Raw genomic sequence first — 18200 nt, forward strand, 5'->3', positions numbered from 1 at the left:
GACGGACCGGGGCTTTCACGGCGTGGCGCCGGACTGCCGCTAGTTAGCGGAGATCTGGCGCAGCACGTACTGCAGGATGCCGCCGTTGCGGTAGTAGTCGGCTTCACCCGGGGTATCGATGCGCAGGACCGCATCGAAGGAGGTGGTGGTGCCGTCTTCGGCCGTGGCGGTGACCTTGAGGGTCTTCGGCGTGGTGCCTTCGTTGAGGGCGGTGACGCCCTCAACCGCGAAGGTTTCCGTGCCGGTCAGGCCCAGGCTGGCGGCGTTCTGGCCGGCCGGGTACTGCAGCGGCAGGACTCCCATGCCGATCAGGTTGGAGCGGTGGATGCGCTCGTAGCTCTCGGCGATAACAGCCTTGACCCCCAGGAGCGCGGTGCCCTTGGCGGCCCAGTCACGGGACGAGCCGGAGCCGTACTCCTTGCCGGCCAGGACGACCAGCGGGGTGCCGGCAGCCTGGTAGTTCTGCGCGGCGTCGTACACGTAGGCCTGCGGGCCGTCGGCCTGGGTGAAGTCGCGGGTGAAGCCGCCCTCAACGCCGTCGAGGAGCTGGTTCTTGATCCGGATGTTGGCGAAGGTGCCGCGGATCATGACCTCGTGGTTGCCACGGCGCGAGCCGTAGGAGTTGAAGTCCTTGCGCTCCACGCCGTTGGCCAGCAGGTACTGGCCGGCCGGGGTGTCCGACTTGAAGGAACCGGCCGGGGAGATGTGGTCGGTGGTGACCGAATCGCCGAGCTTGAGCAGCACGCGGGCCCCGGTGATGTCCTGGACCGGCTCAGGCTGCGCCTGCATGCCCTCGAAGTACGGGGGCTTCCGCACGTAGGTGGACTTTTCGTCCCACGCGAAGGTGTCGCCGGCCGGGGTGTCGAGCGCCTTCCAGCGGTCGTCACCCTCGAAGACGCCTTCGTAGCCGCGGGCGAACATGCCCTTGTCGATCGAGGAATCGATAACCTGCTGGACCTCGACCGGGTTCGGCCAGATGTCCTTCAGGAAGACGTCGTTGCCGGCCTCGTCCTGTCCCAGGGCGTCGTTTTCGAAGTCGAAGTCCATAGTGCCGGCCAGGGCGTATGCGATGACCAACGGCGGGGAAGCCAGGTAGTTCATCTTGACGTCCGGGTTGATCCGGCCTTCGAAGTTGCGGTTACCGGAGAGCACGGCGGTGACGGAGAGGTCGTTGGCCTGGATGGCCTCGGAGATCTCGGCGTCGAGCGGACCGGAGTTGCCGATGCAGGTCGCGCAGCCGTAGCCGACGATGTAGAAGCCGAGCTTCTCCAGGTACGGGGTCAGGCCCGACTTGTTGTAGTAGTCGGTGACGACCTTGGACCCGGGGGCCACCGAGGTCTTGACCCAAGGCTTGGAGGTGAGGCCCTTGTCCACGGCGTTGCGGGCCAGCAGTGCGGCTGCCAGCATCACGGACGGGTTGGACGTGTTGGTGCAGGAGGTGATCGAGGCGATCGACACCGCACCGTGGTCCAGCTCGAACTCGCGGCCGTCGGCGGTCTTGACGGCCACCGTCTTGGACGGACGGCCGTTGGGCTTCGGACCGTGCCCGTGCGGCGCCTGCTCGGTGAGGTGGGTCGCCGAGGCGGTGAACGACGGCGAGTCGGACGCCGGGAAGCTTTCGTCGATCGCTTCGTCCAGGCTGCCGTCGGCGAGGTCTTCCTTCACGTAGTTGCGCAGGTCCTCGCGGAACTGGGCCTTGGACTCGGTGAGGATGATGCGGTCCTGCGGGCGCTTCGGGCCGGAGATCGACGGGACAACCGTGGAGAGGTCCAGCTCGAGGTACTCGGAGAACTTGATCTCGCGGGAGGGATCGTGCCAGAGGCCCTGTTCCTTCGCGTAAGACTCCACGAGGGCCACGTTCTCTTCGGACCGGCCGGTGAGGCGCAGGTAGTCAAGGGTGACGTCGTCGATCGGGAACATCGCGGCGGTGGAACCGAATTCGGGGCTCATGTTGCCGATGGTGGCGCGGTTGGCCAGCGGCACAGCCGCAACGCCTTCGCCGTAGAACTCCACGAACTTGCCGACCACGCCATGCTGGCGCAGCTGCTCGGTAATGGTGAGCACGACGTCGGTGGCGGTGGCGCCGGCCGGGATGGAGCCGGTCAGCTTGAAACCGACCACGCGCGGGATCAGCATGGAGACGGGCTGGCCCAGCATGGCCGCCTCGGCTTCGATGCCGCCGACGCCCCAGCCGAGCACGCCCAGGCCGTTGACCATGGTGGTGTGGGAGTCGGTGCCGACGCAGGTGTCCGGGTAGGCACGAAGCGCGCCGTCAACCTCGCGGGTCATCACGGTGCGGGCCAGGTACTCGATGTTGACCTGGTGCACGATGCCGGTTCCCGGCGGGACGACCTTGAAGTCGTCGAACGCGGTCTGGCCCCAACGCAGGAACTGGTACCGCTCGCCATTGCGCTGGTACTCGATCTCCATATTGCGCTCCAGTGCGCCGGAGTTGCCGAAGGCGTCGATCTGGACGGAGTGGTCGATGACCATTTCCGCCGGCGCCAGCGGGTTGACCCGCTTGGGGTCGCCGCCGAGTTCCTTCACGGCCTCACGCATGGTGGCGAGGTCGACAACGCAGGGCACGCCAGTGAAGTCCTGCATGATCACGCGCGCCGGCGTGAACTGGATTTCAGTGTCGGGCTCGGCGTTGGGATCCCAACCGGCCAGTGCTCGGACGTGATCGGCCGTGATGTTGGCGCCGTCCTCGGTCCTCAACAGGTTTTCAAGCAATACCTTGAGGCTGAACGGAAGGTTTTCTGCACCTTCAACGGAGTTCAACCGGAAAATTTCGTATTCGGTACCGGCTACATTAAGTTTGCCTTTTGAACCGAAGCTGTCCACAATGCTCATCGCAGGACTCCTCTCGCAACAGTTTCATCTTTGTCGCGCCGCAGACCCCTTGCTAGTTAGGTCAGCCTAACTAAGACACGAGTCTTGAAAACCGGTTTCTGATAAACCGGCTCCTGAAAACCACTGTCGAAAAAACCCGGGTGGCTACCGCGCGACGTCGGACTACTACCGCCATCCTAGTGGCATCAAGGCCGGGGAGTCAGTAACGCCACAGTCTCCATGTGGTGGGTGTGCGGGTACAGGTCGAAGGCGCGGAGGCCCGCGAGTCCCCAGCCCGCCTGCTGGAAATAGCCCACATCGCGGGCAAAGGACGCCGGATCGCAGGAGACATAGGCGATCGCCCGGGGACCGGCCGCGAGCAGCTGGTTCACCACGGCCTTGCCGGCGCCGGCCCGGGGCGGGTCCAGGACCAGGGCGTCGAAGTTGCGCGGCTTCTGCCGCAGCACCCGCTCCACCTTCCCCTGGACGATCTCTACCTGGGGCGCGCCGTGCAGGTTCTTGCGCGCATCCCGGCTGGTGCCCGGTGCGCCTTCCACGGACAGCACCGAGCCGGTGACCCCGACGGCGTCGGCGAGCGGCGCGGTGAAGAGCCCGGCGCCGGCGTACAGGTCCGCGACCACGGAGCCGGCGGCGAGGTAGCCGCCCTCGTGCAGGAAGCCGGTGACTGCCCCCACCAGGGTCTCCGGCGCGTCGCGGTGGATTTGCCAGAAGCCGGCGCCGGTGACGCGGTACTCGTGCCCGGCCGCGGTCTCCTGCACCCAGGTCCGGCCGCGCAGCTGCGCCACCTCGCCTGTGGCCGGGTCCACCCGCGCCACCGACACGTCGTCGGGCAGCTGGGCCACGACGGCGCTGAGCCGCTTGGCCCGGGTTCCGGCGGCCGGGACCAGGAGTACCAGCGGCCGGGAGCCGTTGGCCGGCGCCGCGACGTCGATCCGTTCAATCCCCTGCAGGTCGATGTCCCAGAGCTTCAAGGCGTTGATGGCTTCGACGGCCAGCGGCATCTCGCGGACCGGGAACACTGCGTCGGAGCGGTAGGCGTGCATGCCGAGCTTGCCTCCGGGTGTCACGGCGAACCCGGCGCGGGTGCGCCACCCGAGGCCAGTCGCCCCGGTGCCGGCGGCCTCCCCCACGGCCTCGACCGTGACGGGCAGGTCGACGCCGGCCAGCCGGCGCAGCTGTTCGGCCAGGACCTCGGACTTGAGGCTGCGCTGGCGCTCCAGCGTAACGTGGCCCAGCTCGGCGCCGCCGACCGGCGGATGGCCGTGGGACCAGGACCGCTGCGAGTCGGCCGTGTGCCAGAAATGGTCCACCCGGTCCGGGGAGGGCTCCAGTACCTCGACGACGTCGGCGCGCCAGAACTTGGCGGACTCGCCGTCGTCCGTGAGCCTGATCCGGACCTTTTCGCCGGGAATGCCGTGGCGGACGAAGATCACCCGACCCTCGTACCGGGCAACGCAGAGGCCGCCGTGGGCGACGGGGCCGACGTCGACGACCAGTTCGGTGCGGGCGGGCGTCGTGGTGTCGGTGGTCATTGGATATCCTGCAGTTTCTTGGCTTCTTCGGACGATTTCAGCTGCCACGGGACGCTTGCCACCATGACGCCGGGCTCGAAGTGCAGCCGGGTCTTGATCCGCAGCGCGGTCTGGTTGTGGACCAACTGCTCCCACCACTTGCCGACGACGTACTCGGGGATGTAGACGACAATCAGGTCGCGCGGCGAGTCGCGCCGCATGTTCTTGATGTATTCCATGATCGGCGTGACCGTCTCGCGGAACGGGCTGGCCAGCACGGTCAGCGGCACCGGGATTTCAAGCTTCTCCCAGTCCGCCAGGGTCTGTTCGGTCTCCTCCGGGCTGATGTCCACCGTGATGGCGTCCAGCCGGGACGGCCGGGAGGCGCGGGCGTAAGCCAGCGCCCGGAGCACGGGCTTGCGGACGTGCGAGACCAGCAGCACGGCGTGCACCCGGGTCGGCAGGGCCCGGGGCGAGGAGTCTTCATCCACGGCCAGTTCCTTGGCCACGTTGTCGTAGTGCGCACGGATGCTCCACATGATCAGGAAGAGGATGAACATGGCCAGCAGCGCGATCCAGGCGCCCTGCTCGAACTTGGTGATCAGCACGATCACCAAGACCAGGCCCGTCATGCCGAAACCGATCGTGTTGATGGTGCGGGATTTGAGCATCCGCAGCTTCGCCGCCGGGTCCTTGGCGAGTTTCAGCTCGCGGCCCCAGTGCCGGATCATGCCCAGCTGGCTCAGCGTGAAGGAGATGAAGACGCCCACGATGTAGAGCTGGATCAGCTTGGTGACGTCGGCGTTGAACGAGATGATCAGCACCAGCGCGCCGGCTGCCAGCGCCAGCACCCCGTTGCTGAACGCGAGCCGGTCGCCGCGGGTGCGGAGCTGGCGGGGCAGGTAGCCGTCCTGGGCGAGGATCGAGCCGAGGACGGGGAAGCCGTTGAAGGCGGTGTTGGAGGCAAACACCAAAATCACGCCGGTGGCTGCGACCACAATGTAGAAGGGGATGGAACCGGCTCCGAAGACGGTCTGGGCGATCTGGCTGATGGCCGGGTTCTGGATGTAGTCCGGGTCCACCGGCTGGCCGTTGAGCAGGAACTCCTTCGCCGGGTCCAGCACGATGTGCACCTTGGTGGCGTTGGCGAGGTAGATGATGCCGGCCAGCATGGACGCTGCGATCACGCCCAGCAACAGCAGCGTGGTGGCCGCGTTCTTGCTCTTGGGCTTCTGGAAGTTCGGCACGCCGTTGCTGATGGCTTCCACGCCGGTGAGGGCGGCCGCGCCGGAGGAGAACGCCCGGAGCAGCAGGAACGCCCCGGTGAGGCCGACCAGCCCGTCGTCGAACCCGGCGGCCGGGACAATCTGGAAGTCGGCCGACGGCGCGTGGCCCAGCTGGCCGGTGGCGGCCTGGAAGATGCCGACGGCGGTCATGCCAAGGATCGAGAACATAAAGATGTAGGTAGGCACCGCGAAGACGCTGCCGGCTTCGCGGATGCCGCGCAGGTTCACCAGCGCCAGGATCACGACGCCGATGGTGGCGATCGCTGCCTGCTGGCCGTGCAGCGAGGGAACGGCGGTAGTGAGGTAGGCCGCGGCCGAGGACATCGACACCGCCACGGTCAGCACGTAGTCCACCAGCAGGGCCGAGGCAACGGTGAGGCCGGCGTACTTGCCCAGGTTTTCGTTGGCGATCTCATAGTCGCCGCCGCCGGAGGGGTAGGCGTGCACGTTCTGGCGGTAGGAGGCCACGACCGTGAGCAGCACCACCATGACGGCGAGGCCCACCCAGGGCGAGAAAGCCACAGCGCTGACGCCGGCCAGGGCCAGGGTCAGCAGGATTTCGTCCGGCGCGTAGGCCACCGAGGAGAGCGCATCGGAGGCGAAAATGGGGAGCGCGATCCGCTTGGGCAACAGGGTGTGGGCCAGACGGTCGTTCCGGAAGGGCCTGCCTACCAGCACCCGCTTCACGGCATTGAAAATTGTCAGCACCAGACAAAGCTAGTCTGATTCGGACGCGATGTCATGACGGCGAAGCCTGCCTGCGGGCGGCCGGGCGGCAGCGCCGCCGCCGGACCGGCTCCGCGGCGCCGTGGCCGGTAGAGTTTACGCAGCAACAGAACCGCAGCAGCACAAGAAGGAAGCTTGAGGAGGCACGTGTGGCGCACTTCGTGATCATGGGTTGTGGCCGTGTCGGGGCAACCCTGGCGCACACACTGGAGGACGCCGGCCATTCGGTCGCGATCATCGACCAGGACGACCGTGCTTTCCGGCGGCTTCGTACCGGGTTCTCCGGCCGCAAGGTCACCGGAGTCGGCTTCGACCGGGAAACCCTGAAGCAGGCCGGGGTCGAGGAAGCCTACGCCTTCGCCGCCGTGTCCAGCGGCGACAACTCCAACATCCTGGCCACCCGGGTGGCCCGCGAGACGTTCCACGTCCCGCACGTCGTTGCACGGATCTACGACCCGGGCCGTGCGGAAATCTACCAGCGCCTCGGCATCCCCACGGTCGCGGCGGTGCGCTGGAGCGCCGACCAGGTGCTCCGCCGGATCCTCCCGGAGCAGCACCTCGCCGGCGACTTCCGCGACCCCTCCGGCCGGCTGGTGCTGGCCGAGGTCGACGTGGACTCCGGCTGGATCGGCCACCCGGTGGCGGCACTGGAGAAGGCCGCGGACATCCGCGTTGCCTACCTCACGCGCTTCGGCGAGGGCATCCTCCCCGGATCCGGAACCCTGTACCAGGACGGCGACACCGTCCACGCCATGCTCAGCGTGGACCGCACCTCCGAGGTCGCCCACATTCTTGCCAAGTCCCCCGCCAAGGAGTCCTAAGTGAAAGTTATCATCGTCGGGGCGGGCAGCGTCGGTTCCTCGATTGCCCGTGAACTGCTGGCCCATAAGCACGAAATCCTGTTGATCGACCTCAAGCCCGAGGTGATCGGCCGCAGCGGGCTGCGCGGCGCGCACTGGCTGGTCGGCGACGCGTGCGAACTCAGCACCCTCAAGGACGCCCGGCTCGAAGACGCCGACGTCGTGGTCTCCGCCACCGGCGACGACAAGGTCAACCTTGTGGTCTCGCTGCTGGCGAAGACGGAATTCGGTGTGGGACGGACCGTGGGCCGGGTCAACAACCCGAAGAACGACTGGATGTTCGACGATTCCTGGGGCGTCGACGTCGCGGTGAACACCCCGCAGCTGATGACCGCGCTGGTGGAAGAGGCCGTGGAGATCGGTGACCTGGTCCGGTTGCTCACCCTGCAGACCGGCGTGTCCTCGCTGGTGGAGTTCACCGTTCCGCATGATTCGCACGTGATCGGCCTGACCGTGGGCGATATCGACTGGCCCGAGGACGCGACGCTGGTGGCGATCCTGCGCGACCAGGCTCCCATCACGCCCAGCCGGGACGACGTGATCGACGGCGGCGATGAGCTGTTCTTCGTCACCACCATCGCGGCCGAGGACGGGCTGCGGGCCCTGCTCTCGGCCCCGGAATCGGGCGTCGAGGCAGCTGCCGGAGCCGCGGGCGCCGGTCAGCACCCGGTGACCGCGGACTCACATGGCCGCGAGACTCAGTCCGCCGCCGACGACGGATTCGACGGCTGATCCGCCCAACTGGCTCGCAGTTGTTGTCGTTTTGACCCCTCAAAACGACAACAACTGCGAGTTAGTTGGCTTCGGCCGGCTCTTCGACCGGGGCCGGCGCGGGGCGGGTGAGCAACCAGGCCACCCACATGCCGAGGATGTACAGCGGTGCACCCATGATGAGCCGGGTGGTCGCGAGGCCTGCGAGGCCCTGCTCCCCCATCAGGTACAGCGGGACCTGCACCAGCAGGCGCAGGGCCAGGACCGAGATGATCACCCAGGTACCAATCCGGTAGGCCTTGACCCGGGCCGGGTGCTTGCGCCAGTCCAGCCCCTCGTTCCGAATGAAGCCGAACAGGAGCCCGGCGAAAGGCCAGCGCACCGCAATGGAGATGACCATGGCAACGATGTAGCCGAGGTTGGTGAAGAACCCCAGGACGTAGAAGTCCTCAGCCTTGCCGGTCGAGTTCGCCAGCCAGGCGGACAGCCCGACGCCGACGATTCCGGCCAGCGCCTGCGTCAGCGGCTTGCGCTGGACCAGCCGAGCGACGGTGAACGCCGCGGCCACCGCCAGGGCAGCGATCAGGGCCAAGGGAAGTTCGCGGGTCACGGTGAAGGCGACCAGGAAGACCAGGCCGGGAAGGATGCTTTCCGCGATGCCCTGGACACCGCCGGCGCTCTTGAGCACGTCGATGTTGCCGTCGCTGGTGCGGTGCAGGCCTGCCTTGGCTGCGTAGCCTTCGGCGAGCTGGGCCACCGACGGTTGCGCGGGTCCGGGCTGCCGGTCCTCGGGCGTGCTCATTGGTCCTCCTGGCGGGAGAGTATCTCGTAACGCGGATTGAACATGGTGGGCAGCCCGTCCCGAACGGTGACCATTCCCTCGAGCCGTAGCTCCAAGCCAGCCTTCACGCCCGGGATGCGGCGCCGCCCCAGCCAAACCACGCGGAGCCGGTCGGCGGCCACGAAGGGCCGCTTTCGCCGGACGCCGGGCTGGGCGACGGGGCCGGCCTGGCCAGCGTGGGCAGCAGCAGCTGCCGCCCGGGTCTTGGGCTGCGGGGAGTCGTGGTCGGTGATGATGGCTGTAAAGGCTGCCACTTCGCTCGCCGGGGCGTAGGTCACGGATTCAATGAAGCCGCGGCAGAGCACACGTCCGCGCTCGGGCAACCCCCGCACCGGGACAGCGGCGGCAGCTTTCTTGCCGGCGGCATCAACCAATCTGGGTAATCTCCGGTCCGCGCTCGGGCTGTTCGAACTCAGGGGCACCCTGCGGGGCCGCGACGCCGGTGTCCCGGGGCAGGCGGAGCTGCAGCAGCTCGCGCGGCGGCATGGGGCTCTCGCCCCGCACTACGACGATCTGCCGGAACAGCTCTTCGAGCCCGGCTGCGGCGGAGCGGTCCAGTGCGGCCTCGCCGCCGAGGACACCGCGGAGGAACCAGCGGGGGCCGTCGACGCCGATGAACCGGGCGACGCGGTAGCCGTCGCTGCCGTCGCCGGCAGGCAGCTTGGCGACGAGTTCGATGCCGAAGTGGCCCTCAATCTCGTCGACCTGGCCACCCTGGCTGCCCACGGACTGGCCGATCTGCTCACGGATCTCGTCCCAGAGGCCCTCGGACCGGGGAGCGGCAAACGCCTGCAGCTGCAGGCTCGAGCCTTCCAGGTCCATGGTGACGGCCACGACGCGCTGGGTGGCTTCTTCGACCTCGAGGCGGAGCTGCAGGCCCTCGCGCGGGGCGATCAACAGGGCGCCGAGGTCGACGTAGCCCTCCTGGCTCTCGATTTCCGAGACGTCGTGGGGACCGGCACTGCGCAGGGCGCTGTCCGCGCCCCCGGCGGGTGCGCCGGCTTCAGCTGCGGCGTCCTCCCGGGCGTCGCCGGTGTCCGTCAACTGCTCCTGCTTGGCTTTCCTGCCACGCCCAAAAACCATGGGGTTGTCTCCTTAGTTGTGATCCTGCGCGGGGCTCTGGGCCACCGCACAGGGAACAGATGCATCAATCGGGCGGGGTCAGGCCCCGGGGGCGCCGAAACCGCCGGTGGAACCGAAGCCGCCGCCGCCGCGGACCGAGTCACTGAGCTCCTGGACGGGCACGAATTCCGCGTGCTCCACGCGCTGGATGACCATTTGTGCAATTCTATCGCCGCGCCGCAGTTCAATCGCCTCGTCGCGGTCAGTATTCAGCAGCGTCACGGCAATCTCCCCGCGGTAGCCCGCATCCACGGTGCCAGGCGCGTTCACCACGGTCAGGCCGTGTTTGGTGGCGAGGCCGGAACGGGGGTGGATCAGGGCGACAAAGCCGTCCGGCAGGGCGATGGACACGCCCGTGGGCACCAGCCGCCGCTCCCCCGGCTGGAGGACGACGTCCTCGCGGGAACGCAGGTCGGCCCCGGCGTCGCCCGGGTGGGCGTACGACGGCGGCTGCAGGCCGTCGTCGAGCATTTTGAGCTGCACCGTCAGGGTGGGGGCTCCAAAGCCTTGGAGGTCGCGGGCTGCGGGGTCTGCCGCCGGGGTGGTCACGGCAGTGGTTTCTTCAGTCACAGTTCCCCACTGTAACGCCCGCGGGGAAGTTAGTCCTACCGCGCCGCCGCCCCTGCTGGGCGCGGGCGCCGGCCGCCGGGCCCAAGGTGAAATGGCCCGGGAAAAGTGGAAAGCTGGGCTCATGCCCGAATCCAGTGCAGCCGTGCCTGCCTCCAACAGCACCCCCAATGACGCCGTCGTCCTGTTCAGCGAGAAACTCTGGCCGAACTTCTGGATCTGGCTGGTGGCTGCCGGGCTGGCCGCGGCCGGCATCCTGGTATTCGCGCCCATCAGCATTGCCGCCGGCATCACCGCGGCCGTAGTGCTTTTCACGATCCTGGCCGTGTTGCTGGTGCTGTCCACGCCGTCCATCTCGGTGACGGCGGCAACGCTGCGCGTGGGCCGGGCAACGATTGAACGCCGCTTCATCGGCGAGACCACGGCCTTCCGCGGCGCAGAGGCGACGGCGGAGCGAGGAACCCGGCTCAACGGGCTCGCATTTATGTGCATCCGCGGCTGGATCGACCCGGTGGTCCGCATCGAGATCACCGATCCCTCGGACCGCACGCCGTATTGGCTGGCGTCCACGCGGCACCCGGACGAGCTCGTCGCAGCCCTATCCCGCTAACTCCACCGCTACTCCCCCGCTGACGCCGGGCTGACACCGGTGCCGGGCCGGTACGTGCCGGAAGCCTTTAGCCCTCGCAATCCTTGCAGTACTTCAAGCCGTCCTTTTCGCGGGCGATCTGCGAACGGTGGCGGACAAGGAAGCAGGAGGCACAGGTGAATTCGTCTGCCTGGGCGGGCAGCACCCGGACCAGCAGTTCCTCTCCGGACAGGTCGGCGCCCGGGAGTTCGTAACCCTCGGCGAGGTCGGTTTCGTCTTCATCAACCACCGCGGAAGGCTTGTCCGTACGCCGCGACTTCAGCTCCTCGATGGAGTCCTCGTTGAGGTCCTCCTCAGTCTTGCGCGGCGCATCGTAGTCTGTCGCCATTAGTTGTTGCTCACACTCCGCATTCGTCGGGTTGGTAGGCCTCCGCCGTGCCGGTAGGGCGGGTAGCCCCGGCCGGTCCGGGTTCAGTTCACCGGTGTCAACGCCGGGCAATCGCTTTTTGTGCCCGATGTCGGGTCATTTTTGCTCAAACCCCTGCCGAACACCAGAGGCCAGTGGTCGCGGGGCAGATCCGTCGGCTCCGGGGGCGTCCAAACCGGCGGAAAGTCGCGGAAAATCACGGCGCGCCCTCCCTCCTAACCCGAATTGGGACCCAACGGTGGCAGAGTTTCGAATGTTAGTAATGCCAGGGTGGAGGATTTGTATGCAGGATCTACGGCTTGTAGGCGTCCACGACGACGGGGAGCATCTCCTGGTCAGTGGCACCGGCGGCGAGATGTTCCAGCTGCCGATCGATGAGGCTCTTCGGGCGGCTCTGAGCCGGACGCCGGCGAAGGCTGCTTCCGGCGTGGGCTCGGAGCCCATTGCCATGTCCCCTCGCGATATCCAGGCCAGAATCCGCAGCGGTGCCACCGCCGCGGACGTTGCCGCTCTTTCCGGCATTCCACTGGCCAAGGTGCAGCGCTACGAGGGCCCGGTGCTGGCTGAGCGCGAGTATGTTGCCCAGCAGGCCCGCAAAATCGAGGTGGCTTCTCCCTCCGCCGGCCACGACAGCTACCGCTCCTTCTTTGGCGACCAGCCGGCGACCCTGGACGACATGGTCGTGCACCGGCTGCGGGCCCACGGGATCGAGCCTTCATCCGTGGAGTGGGATTCCTGGCGCCGCCCGGACGGCAGCTGGAACGTGGTGGCCCGCTTCGAGGCCAAGCCCGGCGCCCACGCTGCCATCGGTGAAGAGCCGCCGGCCATGTGGACCTTCAGCCCGTCGCGCAAGTCGCTGCAGAACGCCAACCGCTGGGCCCAGCAGCTCAGCGAGCTCGAGCCGATGGACGGCCCAGTCCCCGCGCGCCGCCTCTCGGCAGTTTCTGACCGGCCCTTCGATTTTGAAACCGATGCGGAAGCCGCGGCCCGCAGTGCCACGGCGCAGCTCAGCGTCGTCCCGCAGGATGGCGGCCAGCACCACGGCGGCCAGCAGGAGAAGGATGCCGACGGGCTCCTGGACATGCTCCGTTCCCGCCGCGGGCAGCGCCTCGGCCTGGACGAAGACGCCGATGACGCCCTGGCACTGCTGCTGACCAACGGTGTGCCCGCCGCCCACCCGCGGCCGTCCGAGGTTCCACCGCTAGATGAGGCCGGGGAAGACGCCGAGGCCGAACCGGACGGGGAGTCCGCAGCGACGGAAGCCGAAGAGGAGCCGGCGGCGTCGGCCGAACCTCGATCAGTGCCGGGCCCGGACACGGTCCCGGATGCCTTTGCCCGACGCCGTGATGCCCGGCCGTCAATGCTCTCCCGCCTCACCCTGGCACCCCGCCACCAGGACACTGACGACGACGACGCGCTGAAGCTGCACGACGGGGTCAGCACGGAGACCCGCGAGATCACCATCGCGGCGTCGCAGCTGCGCCCGGTCCGGACCGGACCGACCTCCAGCCCCGGGCTGGACGAATTGCTGGGCGGCGGACCGTCGCGTCGCCCGCAGAACGATTCTTCCGCGGCATCCCGCCCCGAGTCATCCCGGGGCGAAACGTCCCGGACCGATCCCAGCCGCACCGAAGCGTCCCGGAGCGAGCGGGAGCCGGAGACGCCGGAACGCCAGCCCTCCAAGCCGAAGCGTTCGAGTGTGCCCAGCTGGGATGAAATCGTCTTCGGCACCCGCAGCGACTAGCCACCAACGCCTCGGCACCGCCGAGGGCTCGCCGGGAACCGGATTAGCGGCGTGCAGTTTTCTTGCCGGCGTTTCCCGTGCCCTTGGCTGAGCCCCGTTTTCCTTCCGCGGTGAAGCAGAGCAGCGGGACCTCGCGTTCGGCCTTGGTCAGCGAGCCGTGCTGGCCAACCACTTCAAGCGCCCTGGCCGGAACCCGGCGGGTGTCGTAGAACGCCAGCGCGTCGCGGGCGGCAATCATGACATCACCGATCCGTGCTCCGACCGGTCCGCGGACCTCGCCGAACAGTCCCGCCGCCACGGCTTCTTCCCGGGTGAAGGCCCAGATCCGGTCGCCGAAGCGGGACCGCCAGGCATCCAACAGCCGCAGCCGGCCGGCGTCGTCGGCCCCGTCCTCCAGGTAGAGATGGACCATGCGCGGCTCCCCCGCCGTGTGCCGGACGCCGGCGATGAGCTCCGGCTCTGCGGAGTAGTCGATCCGCTGGGATTCCGGGACGTCCAGCATGCCGTGATCCGCTGTGACGAGCACGGTGGTGCCGGCAGGGAGGGTGGCATTGAGCCGGCGGACGGTCGCATCGAGCTCTTCGAGCTGGTGTTCCCACTGCGGGGACTGGCAGCCGTAGCGGTGCCCGGCCTTGTCCAGGTCATGGACGTAGAAGTACATCAGCGAGCTGTCTGCGCCGGCCATGGCTTCCGCGGCGGCCGCGGTTCGGGCGTGTGACGTGGTTCCGGCCACGAAGCGTCCGCCCCGGAGCGCGGCCCGGGTCATCGCGGAGTCGCTGAACCGTGGCAGGGCCACGGTGCTGACGTCCACATGCCCGGCGGCCCGCTCGAAGACGGTAGGCAGCGGCTGCCACTGCTGGGGATCGACGCCGTCGTCCCAGTTGCCCAGCATGTTGACCACCCGGTCCTGGTCCGGGTCCAGGACGTCGTAGCCGACCATCCCGTGCTGCCCGGCAGGCAGCCCGGTCCCGAAGCTGGCCAGCGACGCGGCCGTGGTGGACGGAAAAGCCGCGTCGAGCCACACCGGCACGGCGCCTTGTCCCGCCTGCAGCACCGAACGCAGGAACGGAGTGTGGGCGGTCTTCTGCTTGAGCAGCTGCCGGCCCAGGCCGTCTGCGAGGACGATGCAGACGTGCTTGGCCGCCGGGAGGTTCAGCCGGTTCTGGAAGCCGGGGACGCCGAGGCTGGCCGCTGCACTACTGAGCACCTCGGCGATGGAACGCTCCCCGTACGCCGGTGCGGCGGGCATCCCGGATGGGCCCCCGGGAGTTTGGACGGGCGCCTGCGAAGGCGGCAGCGGGGACCCGGAGGCGCGGACCGGCACCATCTCAGCGCTGGTGGCCGCGGCTGAGGCGGTTTCCGAAGACACCGGCGCGGGTACGCTGCGGGAGCGAAGAGACGCCGTGCGGGGCGGGGGCGGTGGTCCCGGTGTTCACGGCACGGAGCGCGCGGGCGAAGAGCTTGGCGTCCTGGACGGCCTGCAGGCCGTCGGCTTCGGCGCTGATCCGCAGGACGATGTCCTCCTGCGCGATCGTGCCGCTGTAGCCGTGGTCTGCCTCGCACTGCGGGTCACCGCAGCTGGCCGGCCCCATGTCCAGGCGCTGGCCGCCGGACCAGGCGATCGAAAGGGTCAGCTCCCGGACCGGATCCGAAGGCTTGTAGTCCTGCGGCTGGGCATAAACGTAGCTGAGCACCACGGAGCGGATCTGGGTCACCGGCACGGACTCGGTGGAGACCTGGGCGACAATCTGCTCGCCGGCTTCGTCGAGCTGCTGGTCGTCCACATGGGTGATCACCAGCATGTCTTCGGTCAGCACGAGGACGGTGATGTGCCGGCGCACTTCGGCCCGATCGAAGTGGGTTTCGAGGTGCACCAGGTGGGCCACGCAGTCCCGGCCGTCCAAGGCGTCCGCGACGACGTCGGCCACCAGGCGGGGGTAGAAACCAGCCTGCTGGAGTGCCGCTTCCAAGCTCTGGCCCTGCGCGCTGTGGTCGTGCAGGCCGGGGTGCGGGGAGCCGTGGCGGCCGGAGACGGACGCGTGGGGCTGGGATGCTGGAGGCTGGGAGCTCATGGCTTCCATTTTCACAGATCGGCTGGGGACTTGCTAACTGCGCCGGCTAACTGCACTGGCTAACTGCGCTGCCTAACTGCACCGCCTAATTGCACTGCCTAACTGCGCATGGCGCGCCGGGCGGTGTCCGTGCGCTGGGCGGCGTTGGCAATCCGGACGTCGGCGGCCAGGATCACGGCGCCGTCGGGTCCGGCCAGGACCGGGTTGAACTCCACCAGCGCGATCTCCGGGTGGTTGTCCTTGAGCCGGGTCAGCCGGGCTGCGAGGTCCTCGAGCGCGGCCGCGTCGACGGCGGGGAGGCCTTGATAGCCGAAGAGTTTGCGCGACGCGCGGGGTGCGCGGATGAAGTCGTGCACGTCGGAGCCGGAGAGTGGCGGAACCCGGTGCGCCCAGTCATCGAGCAGATTGACGGCGTCGCCCGCCAGCCCGAAGGACACCACCGGTCCCAGCAGCGGATCTTCAATGGCGCGGAAGGTGCAGGCCTGCCCCACCGGGGCCATCGACTGCACCTCGAGGGAGGGCGAACCATAGCGCTGCAGCGACTTGCGCATCTGGGCGATGTTCCGGCGCAGCGAGTCGGCGTCCTGGATGTCCAGGCGGACGCCGCCAAGGTCAAGGCGGTGCCGCAGCGCCGGGTCCGTGGTCTTCAGCGCGACCGGCCAGCCGAGCCGTTCCGCCGCTGCGACGGCGTCCTCTTCCGTCTCGAATCCTTCCGAGGGCAGCACCCGGATGCCGTAGCGGCCCAGCAGTTTCGCGGCCGAGGCAGGATCCAGCCGCACCAGCTGCTCGCCGCCCACGGGCCGGAGCAGTTCCTCCAAGTCTTCGTGCGCGCCCTCCGGGTCGCAGCCCTCGGGCTCCACGAACAATCCCTGGTCGCGGACCACCCACTGGGCGTAGCGCACCACCGCGGCGAGGGCGGCGACGGCGGCCCCCGGGTTTGAGTAGCAAGGCACCCCAGCGGCCGGTTCGGGGGCGGTACCTTCCCGGGCATTCGCGGCTGCCGCGGCTTCGTCGGCGGCGCCGACCATGCCCTCGACGTAGATGGACGGGTCGAGGAGGCCGGTGAACGCAGCCACCACCGGCTTGCCGGCGGCCGCCGAACACTCGGCCAGCACGGCACCGATCTTTTCGACCGTCAGCCCGCGGGCCGGCAGCAGTGCCACCACGACGGCGTGCACCGAGTCAATGGTCAGCGTCTCCTGCAGGCTGCGGCGCAGTGCAGGCAGCGCCCGGGACATGCCGGCGTCCAGATCGACGTCGGCGACGACGCGCTCGACGCCGAGGCCGGCGGCCGCGGCCCTGTCCGCCACCACCTTGCCGAGCGCGCTCGAGTTGCTGAAGACGGCGATGCCGGGCCCCTTTGGCAGCGGCTGGCTGGAGACAATTTGGGCGACGTCCATCAGCTCTTCAATCGTCTCCACCCGGATCACCCCGGCCTGGCGCATCATGGCGTCCAGCGCCTCGGCGGGCGCTTGCGTGGTGCGGACGGCGTGGCCGGGCGGCAGGTTCAGGCCCATGGCATCGGATTTGGCCACGATCACCGGCTTCGTCCGGGCCAGCCGCCGGGCCAGCCGGGAGAACTTGCGCGGGTTGCCGATGGATTCGAGATAGAGCCCGACGGCGGTGGTGTCGGCGTCGTCCTCCCAGAACTGCATCATGTCGTTGCCGGACACATCGGCACGGTTCCCGGCAGAGAGGAACGTGGAGATGCCCACCCGGCGGCGGCTGGAGGCGGCGTAGAGCGAGACGCCGATCGCCGCGGACTGGCTAAACAGGCCAAGGCCTCCGCGGCGCGCCAGCGAGGGCGCCATCGAGGCGTTGAGGGACACGGCGGGGTTGGTGTTGACGATGCCCAGTGAAGCCGGGCCGATCACGCGCATGCCGTTGGCACGGGCCTGCCGGACCAGGTCGCGCTGGCGGGCGAGGCCGCGTTCGCCGTCGTCCGCGTAGCCGGCGGTGGCCACCACGATTCCCTTGACGCCGGCTTCGCCGCATTCCTGGACGACCTTGGGCACCTCATCGTACGGAACGGCGATGATGGCGAGCTTGACCGGGCCGGGAACCTCGGAGAGCTTCGCGAAGGACAGCATCCCGGCCAGTTCGAGGGCTTCGGGGTTGATCGCGTAGACCGGGCCGGTGAAGCCGCCTTCGATGATGTGCTCCAGCAGCTGGTAGCCGACGGTTCCCCATTTGCGGCTGGCCCCGATGACGGCCACGGAGGAAGGGGCGAGCAGTTCCTGGATGCTGCGGGCCTCGGCGCGGTGTTCGCGCGATTCCATCACGGCCCGGGACTTGTCCGTGGGGTCGATGTTGAACTCAAGGCTCACGACGCCGTCGTCGAAGTGCCGTTTGACGTCGTAGCCGGCGTCGGAGAAGACCATCAGCATTTTGCGGTTCTCCGGCAGCACCTCGGCGCTGAACTTGCGGATCCCGTTTTCCCTGGCTGCGGCGGCGAGGTGTTCGAGCAGGATCGAGCCGATGCCGCGGCCCTGGTGCGCGTCCGCGATGTTGAAGGCCACCTCCGCCTCTTCAGGGTCATCGAGCCGGTCGTAACGGCCGATGCCCATGATTTCGCCGCCGATAGTGATGACCAGGGCCACCCGGTCCTTGTAATCGACCTCGGTGAAGCGTTTGAGCTCCTTGGCGGAAAGCTTGGACTTGAACGCGAAGAAGCGCATGTAGATCGACTTCTGCGACTGGCCCACGTGGAAGGCCTGCACCGCGTCGGAGTCCGCGGGGTGGATGGGGCGCAGGTGCGCCGTGCCGCCGTCGCGCAGCACGACATCGGCTTCCCAATGTTCCGGATATACGCCTTCCACGGGCTGATCCACCATAGGCTTAGCCTAGCCATAAACTTGCGCAGTACCCGTTTAGTACCCCCGTAGAAGGAC

15 protein-coding genes are annotated in these 18200 nt (G+C 68.3%); 4 read left to right on the plus strand and 11 right to left on the minus strand.

Features of this window, described 5'->3' with window-relative positions:
- Positions 1-39: 39 nt before the first annotated feature.
- From AC1DK9_RS08290 to AC1DK9_RS08300, 3 genes are all read right to left on the minus strand, one after another.
- Positions 40-2853, minus strand: a complete 2814-nt coding sequence (locus AC1DK9_RS08290; RefSeq protein WP_476915583.1) for an aconitate hydratase — start codon at positions 2851-2853, stop codon at positions 40-42.
- A gap of 185 nt (positions 2854-3038) precedes the next feature.
- Entirely contained in the window at positions 3039-4385 is a 1347-nt protein-coding gene (locus AC1DK9_RS08295; RefSeq protein ID WP_476860906.1) for a class I SAM-dependent RNA methyltransferase, read from the minus strand.
- Positions 4382-6358, minus strand: a complete 1977-nt coding sequence (locus AC1DK9_RS08300) for an APC family permease (RefSeq protein ID WP_476915584.1) — start codon at positions 6356-6358, stop codon at positions 4382-4384. The genes AC1DK9_RS08295 and AC1DK9_RS08300 overlap by 4 nt, the downstream gene beginning before the upstream one ends.
- Before the next feature lie 167 nt (positions 6359-6525).
- On the opposite strand from AC1DK9_RS08300, the gene AC1DK9_RS08305 reads away from it, so the two are divergent.
- The gene (locus AC1DK9_RS08305; protein ID WP_476915585.1) at positions 6526-7197 is read left to right on the plus strand and encodes a potassium channel family protein; all 672 of its coding nucleotides are present in this window, start codon (positions 6526-6528) and stop codon (positions 7195-7197) included.
- The gene (locus AC1DK9_RS08310) at positions 7198-7968 is read left to right on the plus strand and encodes a potassium channel family protein (protein WP_476915586.1); all 771 of its coding nucleotides are present in this window, start codon (positions 7198-7200) and stop codon (positions 7966-7968) included.
- Positions 7969-8029: 61 nt separating this feature from the next.
- Here AC1DK9_RS08310 and AC1DK9_RS08315 read toward each other — a convergent pair whose 3' ends face one another.
- The 4 genes from AC1DK9_RS08315 to dut all read right to left on the minus strand — a co-directional run bounded on the left by AC1DK9_RS08315 (position 8030) and on the right by dut (position 10480).
- Entirely contained in the window at positions 8030-8749 is a 720-nt protein-coding gene (locus tag AC1DK9_RS08315; RefSeq protein WP_476915587.1) for a DUF3159 domain-containing protein, read from the minus strand.
- Positions 8746-9162, minus strand: coding sequence for a single stranded DNA-binding domain-containing protein (locus AC1DK9_RS08320; RefSeq protein WP_476915588.1), 417 nt, complete (start codon positions 9160-9162; stop codon positions 8746-8748). The genes AC1DK9_RS08315 and AC1DK9_RS08320 overlap by 4 nt, the downstream gene beginning before the upstream one ends.
- Positions 9155-9871: a DUF3710 domain-containing protein gene (locus AC1DK9_RS08325; RefSeq protein WP_476860912.1), complete on the minus strand. Its 717-nt coding sequence runs from the start codon at positions 9869-9871 to the stop codon at positions 9155-9157. The genes AC1DK9_RS08320 and AC1DK9_RS08325 overlap by 8 nt, the downstream gene beginning before the upstream one ends.
- 78 nt (positions 9872-9949) lie before the next feature.
- Positions 9950-10480 (minus strand): dUTP diphosphatase, encoded by a 531-nt coding sequence (dut, locus tag AC1DK9_RS08330; protein WP_476915589.1) that lies wholly within the window; start codon positions 10478-10480, stop codon positions 9950-9952.
- A gap of 121 nt (positions 10481-10601) precedes the next feature.
- On the opposite strand from dut, the gene AC1DK9_RS08335 reads away from it, so the two are divergent.
- A complete protein-coding gene (locus AC1DK9_RS08335) occupies positions 10602-11087 on the plus strand; it encodes a DUF3093 domain-containing protein (protein WP_476915590.1) in 486 nt (161 codons plus the stop codon).
- A gap of 67 nt (positions 11088-11154) precedes the next feature.
- Here AC1DK9_RS08335 and AC1DK9_RS08340 read toward each other — a convergent pair whose 3' ends face one another.
- A complete protein-coding gene (locus tag AC1DK9_RS08340; protein WP_138769577.1) occupies positions 11155-11454 on the minus strand; it encodes a DUF4193 domain-containing protein in 300 nt (99 codons plus the stop codon).
- A gap of 322 nt (positions 11455-11776) precedes the next feature.
- Between AC1DK9_RS08340 and sepH the strand changes: the two genes are divergently transcribed.
- Positions 11777-13237, plus strand: coding sequence for a septation protein SepH (gene sepH, locus AC1DK9_RS08345; protein WP_476915591.1), 1461 nt, complete (start codon positions 11777-11779; stop codon positions 13235-13237).
- A 43-nt stretch (positions 13238-13280) separates the two neighbouring features.
- On the opposite strand, the gene AC1DK9_RS08350 is transcribed toward sepH, so the two are convergent.
- From AC1DK9_RS08350 to AC1DK9_RS08360, 3 genes are all read right to left on the minus strand, one after another.
- On the minus strand, positions 13281-14486 hold the full coding sequence (locus tag AC1DK9_RS08350) for an alkaline phosphatase family protein (protein ID WP_476915592.1): 1206 nt from the start codon (positions 14484-14486) through the stop codon (positions 13281-13283).
- Between the two features lie 79 nt (positions 14487-14565).
- Complete coding sequence (locus tag AC1DK9_RS08355) at positions 14566-15309, minus strand: DUF5998 family protein (RefSeq protein ID WP_476915593.1); 744 nt, start codon at positions 15307-15309, stop codon at positions 14566-14568.
- 98 nt (positions 15310-15407) lie between these two features.
- Entirely contained in the window at positions 15408-18143 is a 2736-nt protein-coding gene (locus AC1DK9_RS08360; RefSeq protein WP_476915594.1) for a bifunctional acetate--CoA ligase family protein/GNAT family N-acetyltransferase, read from the minus strand.
- Positions 18144-18200: the final 57 nt, after the last annotated feature.

The organism is Arthrobacter sp. 01T414 (assembly GCF_056398965.1).

Coding starts and splice junctions, on each gene's coding strand:
- AC1DK9_RS08315 (WP_476915587.1), bottom strand. CDS start 8,749: ATGAGCACGCCCGAGGACCGGCAGCCCGGACCCGCGCAACCGTCGGTG.
- AC1DK9_RS08290 (WP_476915583.1), bottom strand. CDS start 2,853: ATGAGCATTGTGGACAGCTTCGGTTCAAAAGGCAAACTTAATGTAGCC.
- AC1DK9_RS08295 (WP_476860906.1), bottom strand. CDS start 4,385: ATGACCACCGACACCACGACGCCCGCCCGCACCGAACTGGTCGTCGAC.
- AC1DK9_RS08340 (WP_138769577.1), bottom strand. CDS start 11,454: ATGGCGACAGACTACGATGCGCCGCGCAAGACTGAGGAGGACCTCAAC.
- sepH (WP_476915591.1), top strand. CDS start 11,777: ATGCAGGATCTACGGCTTGTAGGCGTCCACGACGACGGGGAGCATCTC.
- AC1DK9_RS08360 (WP_476915594.1), bottom strand. CDS start 18,143: ATGGTGGATCAGCCCGTGGAAGGCGTATATCCGGAACATTGGGAAGCC.
- AC1DK9_RS08355 (WP_476915593.1), bottom strand. CDS start 15,309: ATGAGCTCCCAGCCTCCAGCATCCCAGCCCCACGCGTCCGTCTCCGGC.
- AC1DK9_RS08335 (WP_476915590.1), top strand. CDS start 10,602: ATGCCCGAATCCAGTGCAGCCGTGCCTGCCTCCAACAGCACCCCCAAT.
- AC1DK9_RS08325 (WP_476860912.1), bottom strand. CDS start 9,871: ATGGTTTTTGGGCGTGGCAGGAAAGCCAAGCAGGAGCAGTTGACGGAC.
- AC1DK9_RS08350 (WP_476915592.1), bottom strand. CDS start 14,486: ATGCCCGCCGCACCGGCGTACGGGGAGCGTTCCATCGCCGAGGTGCTC.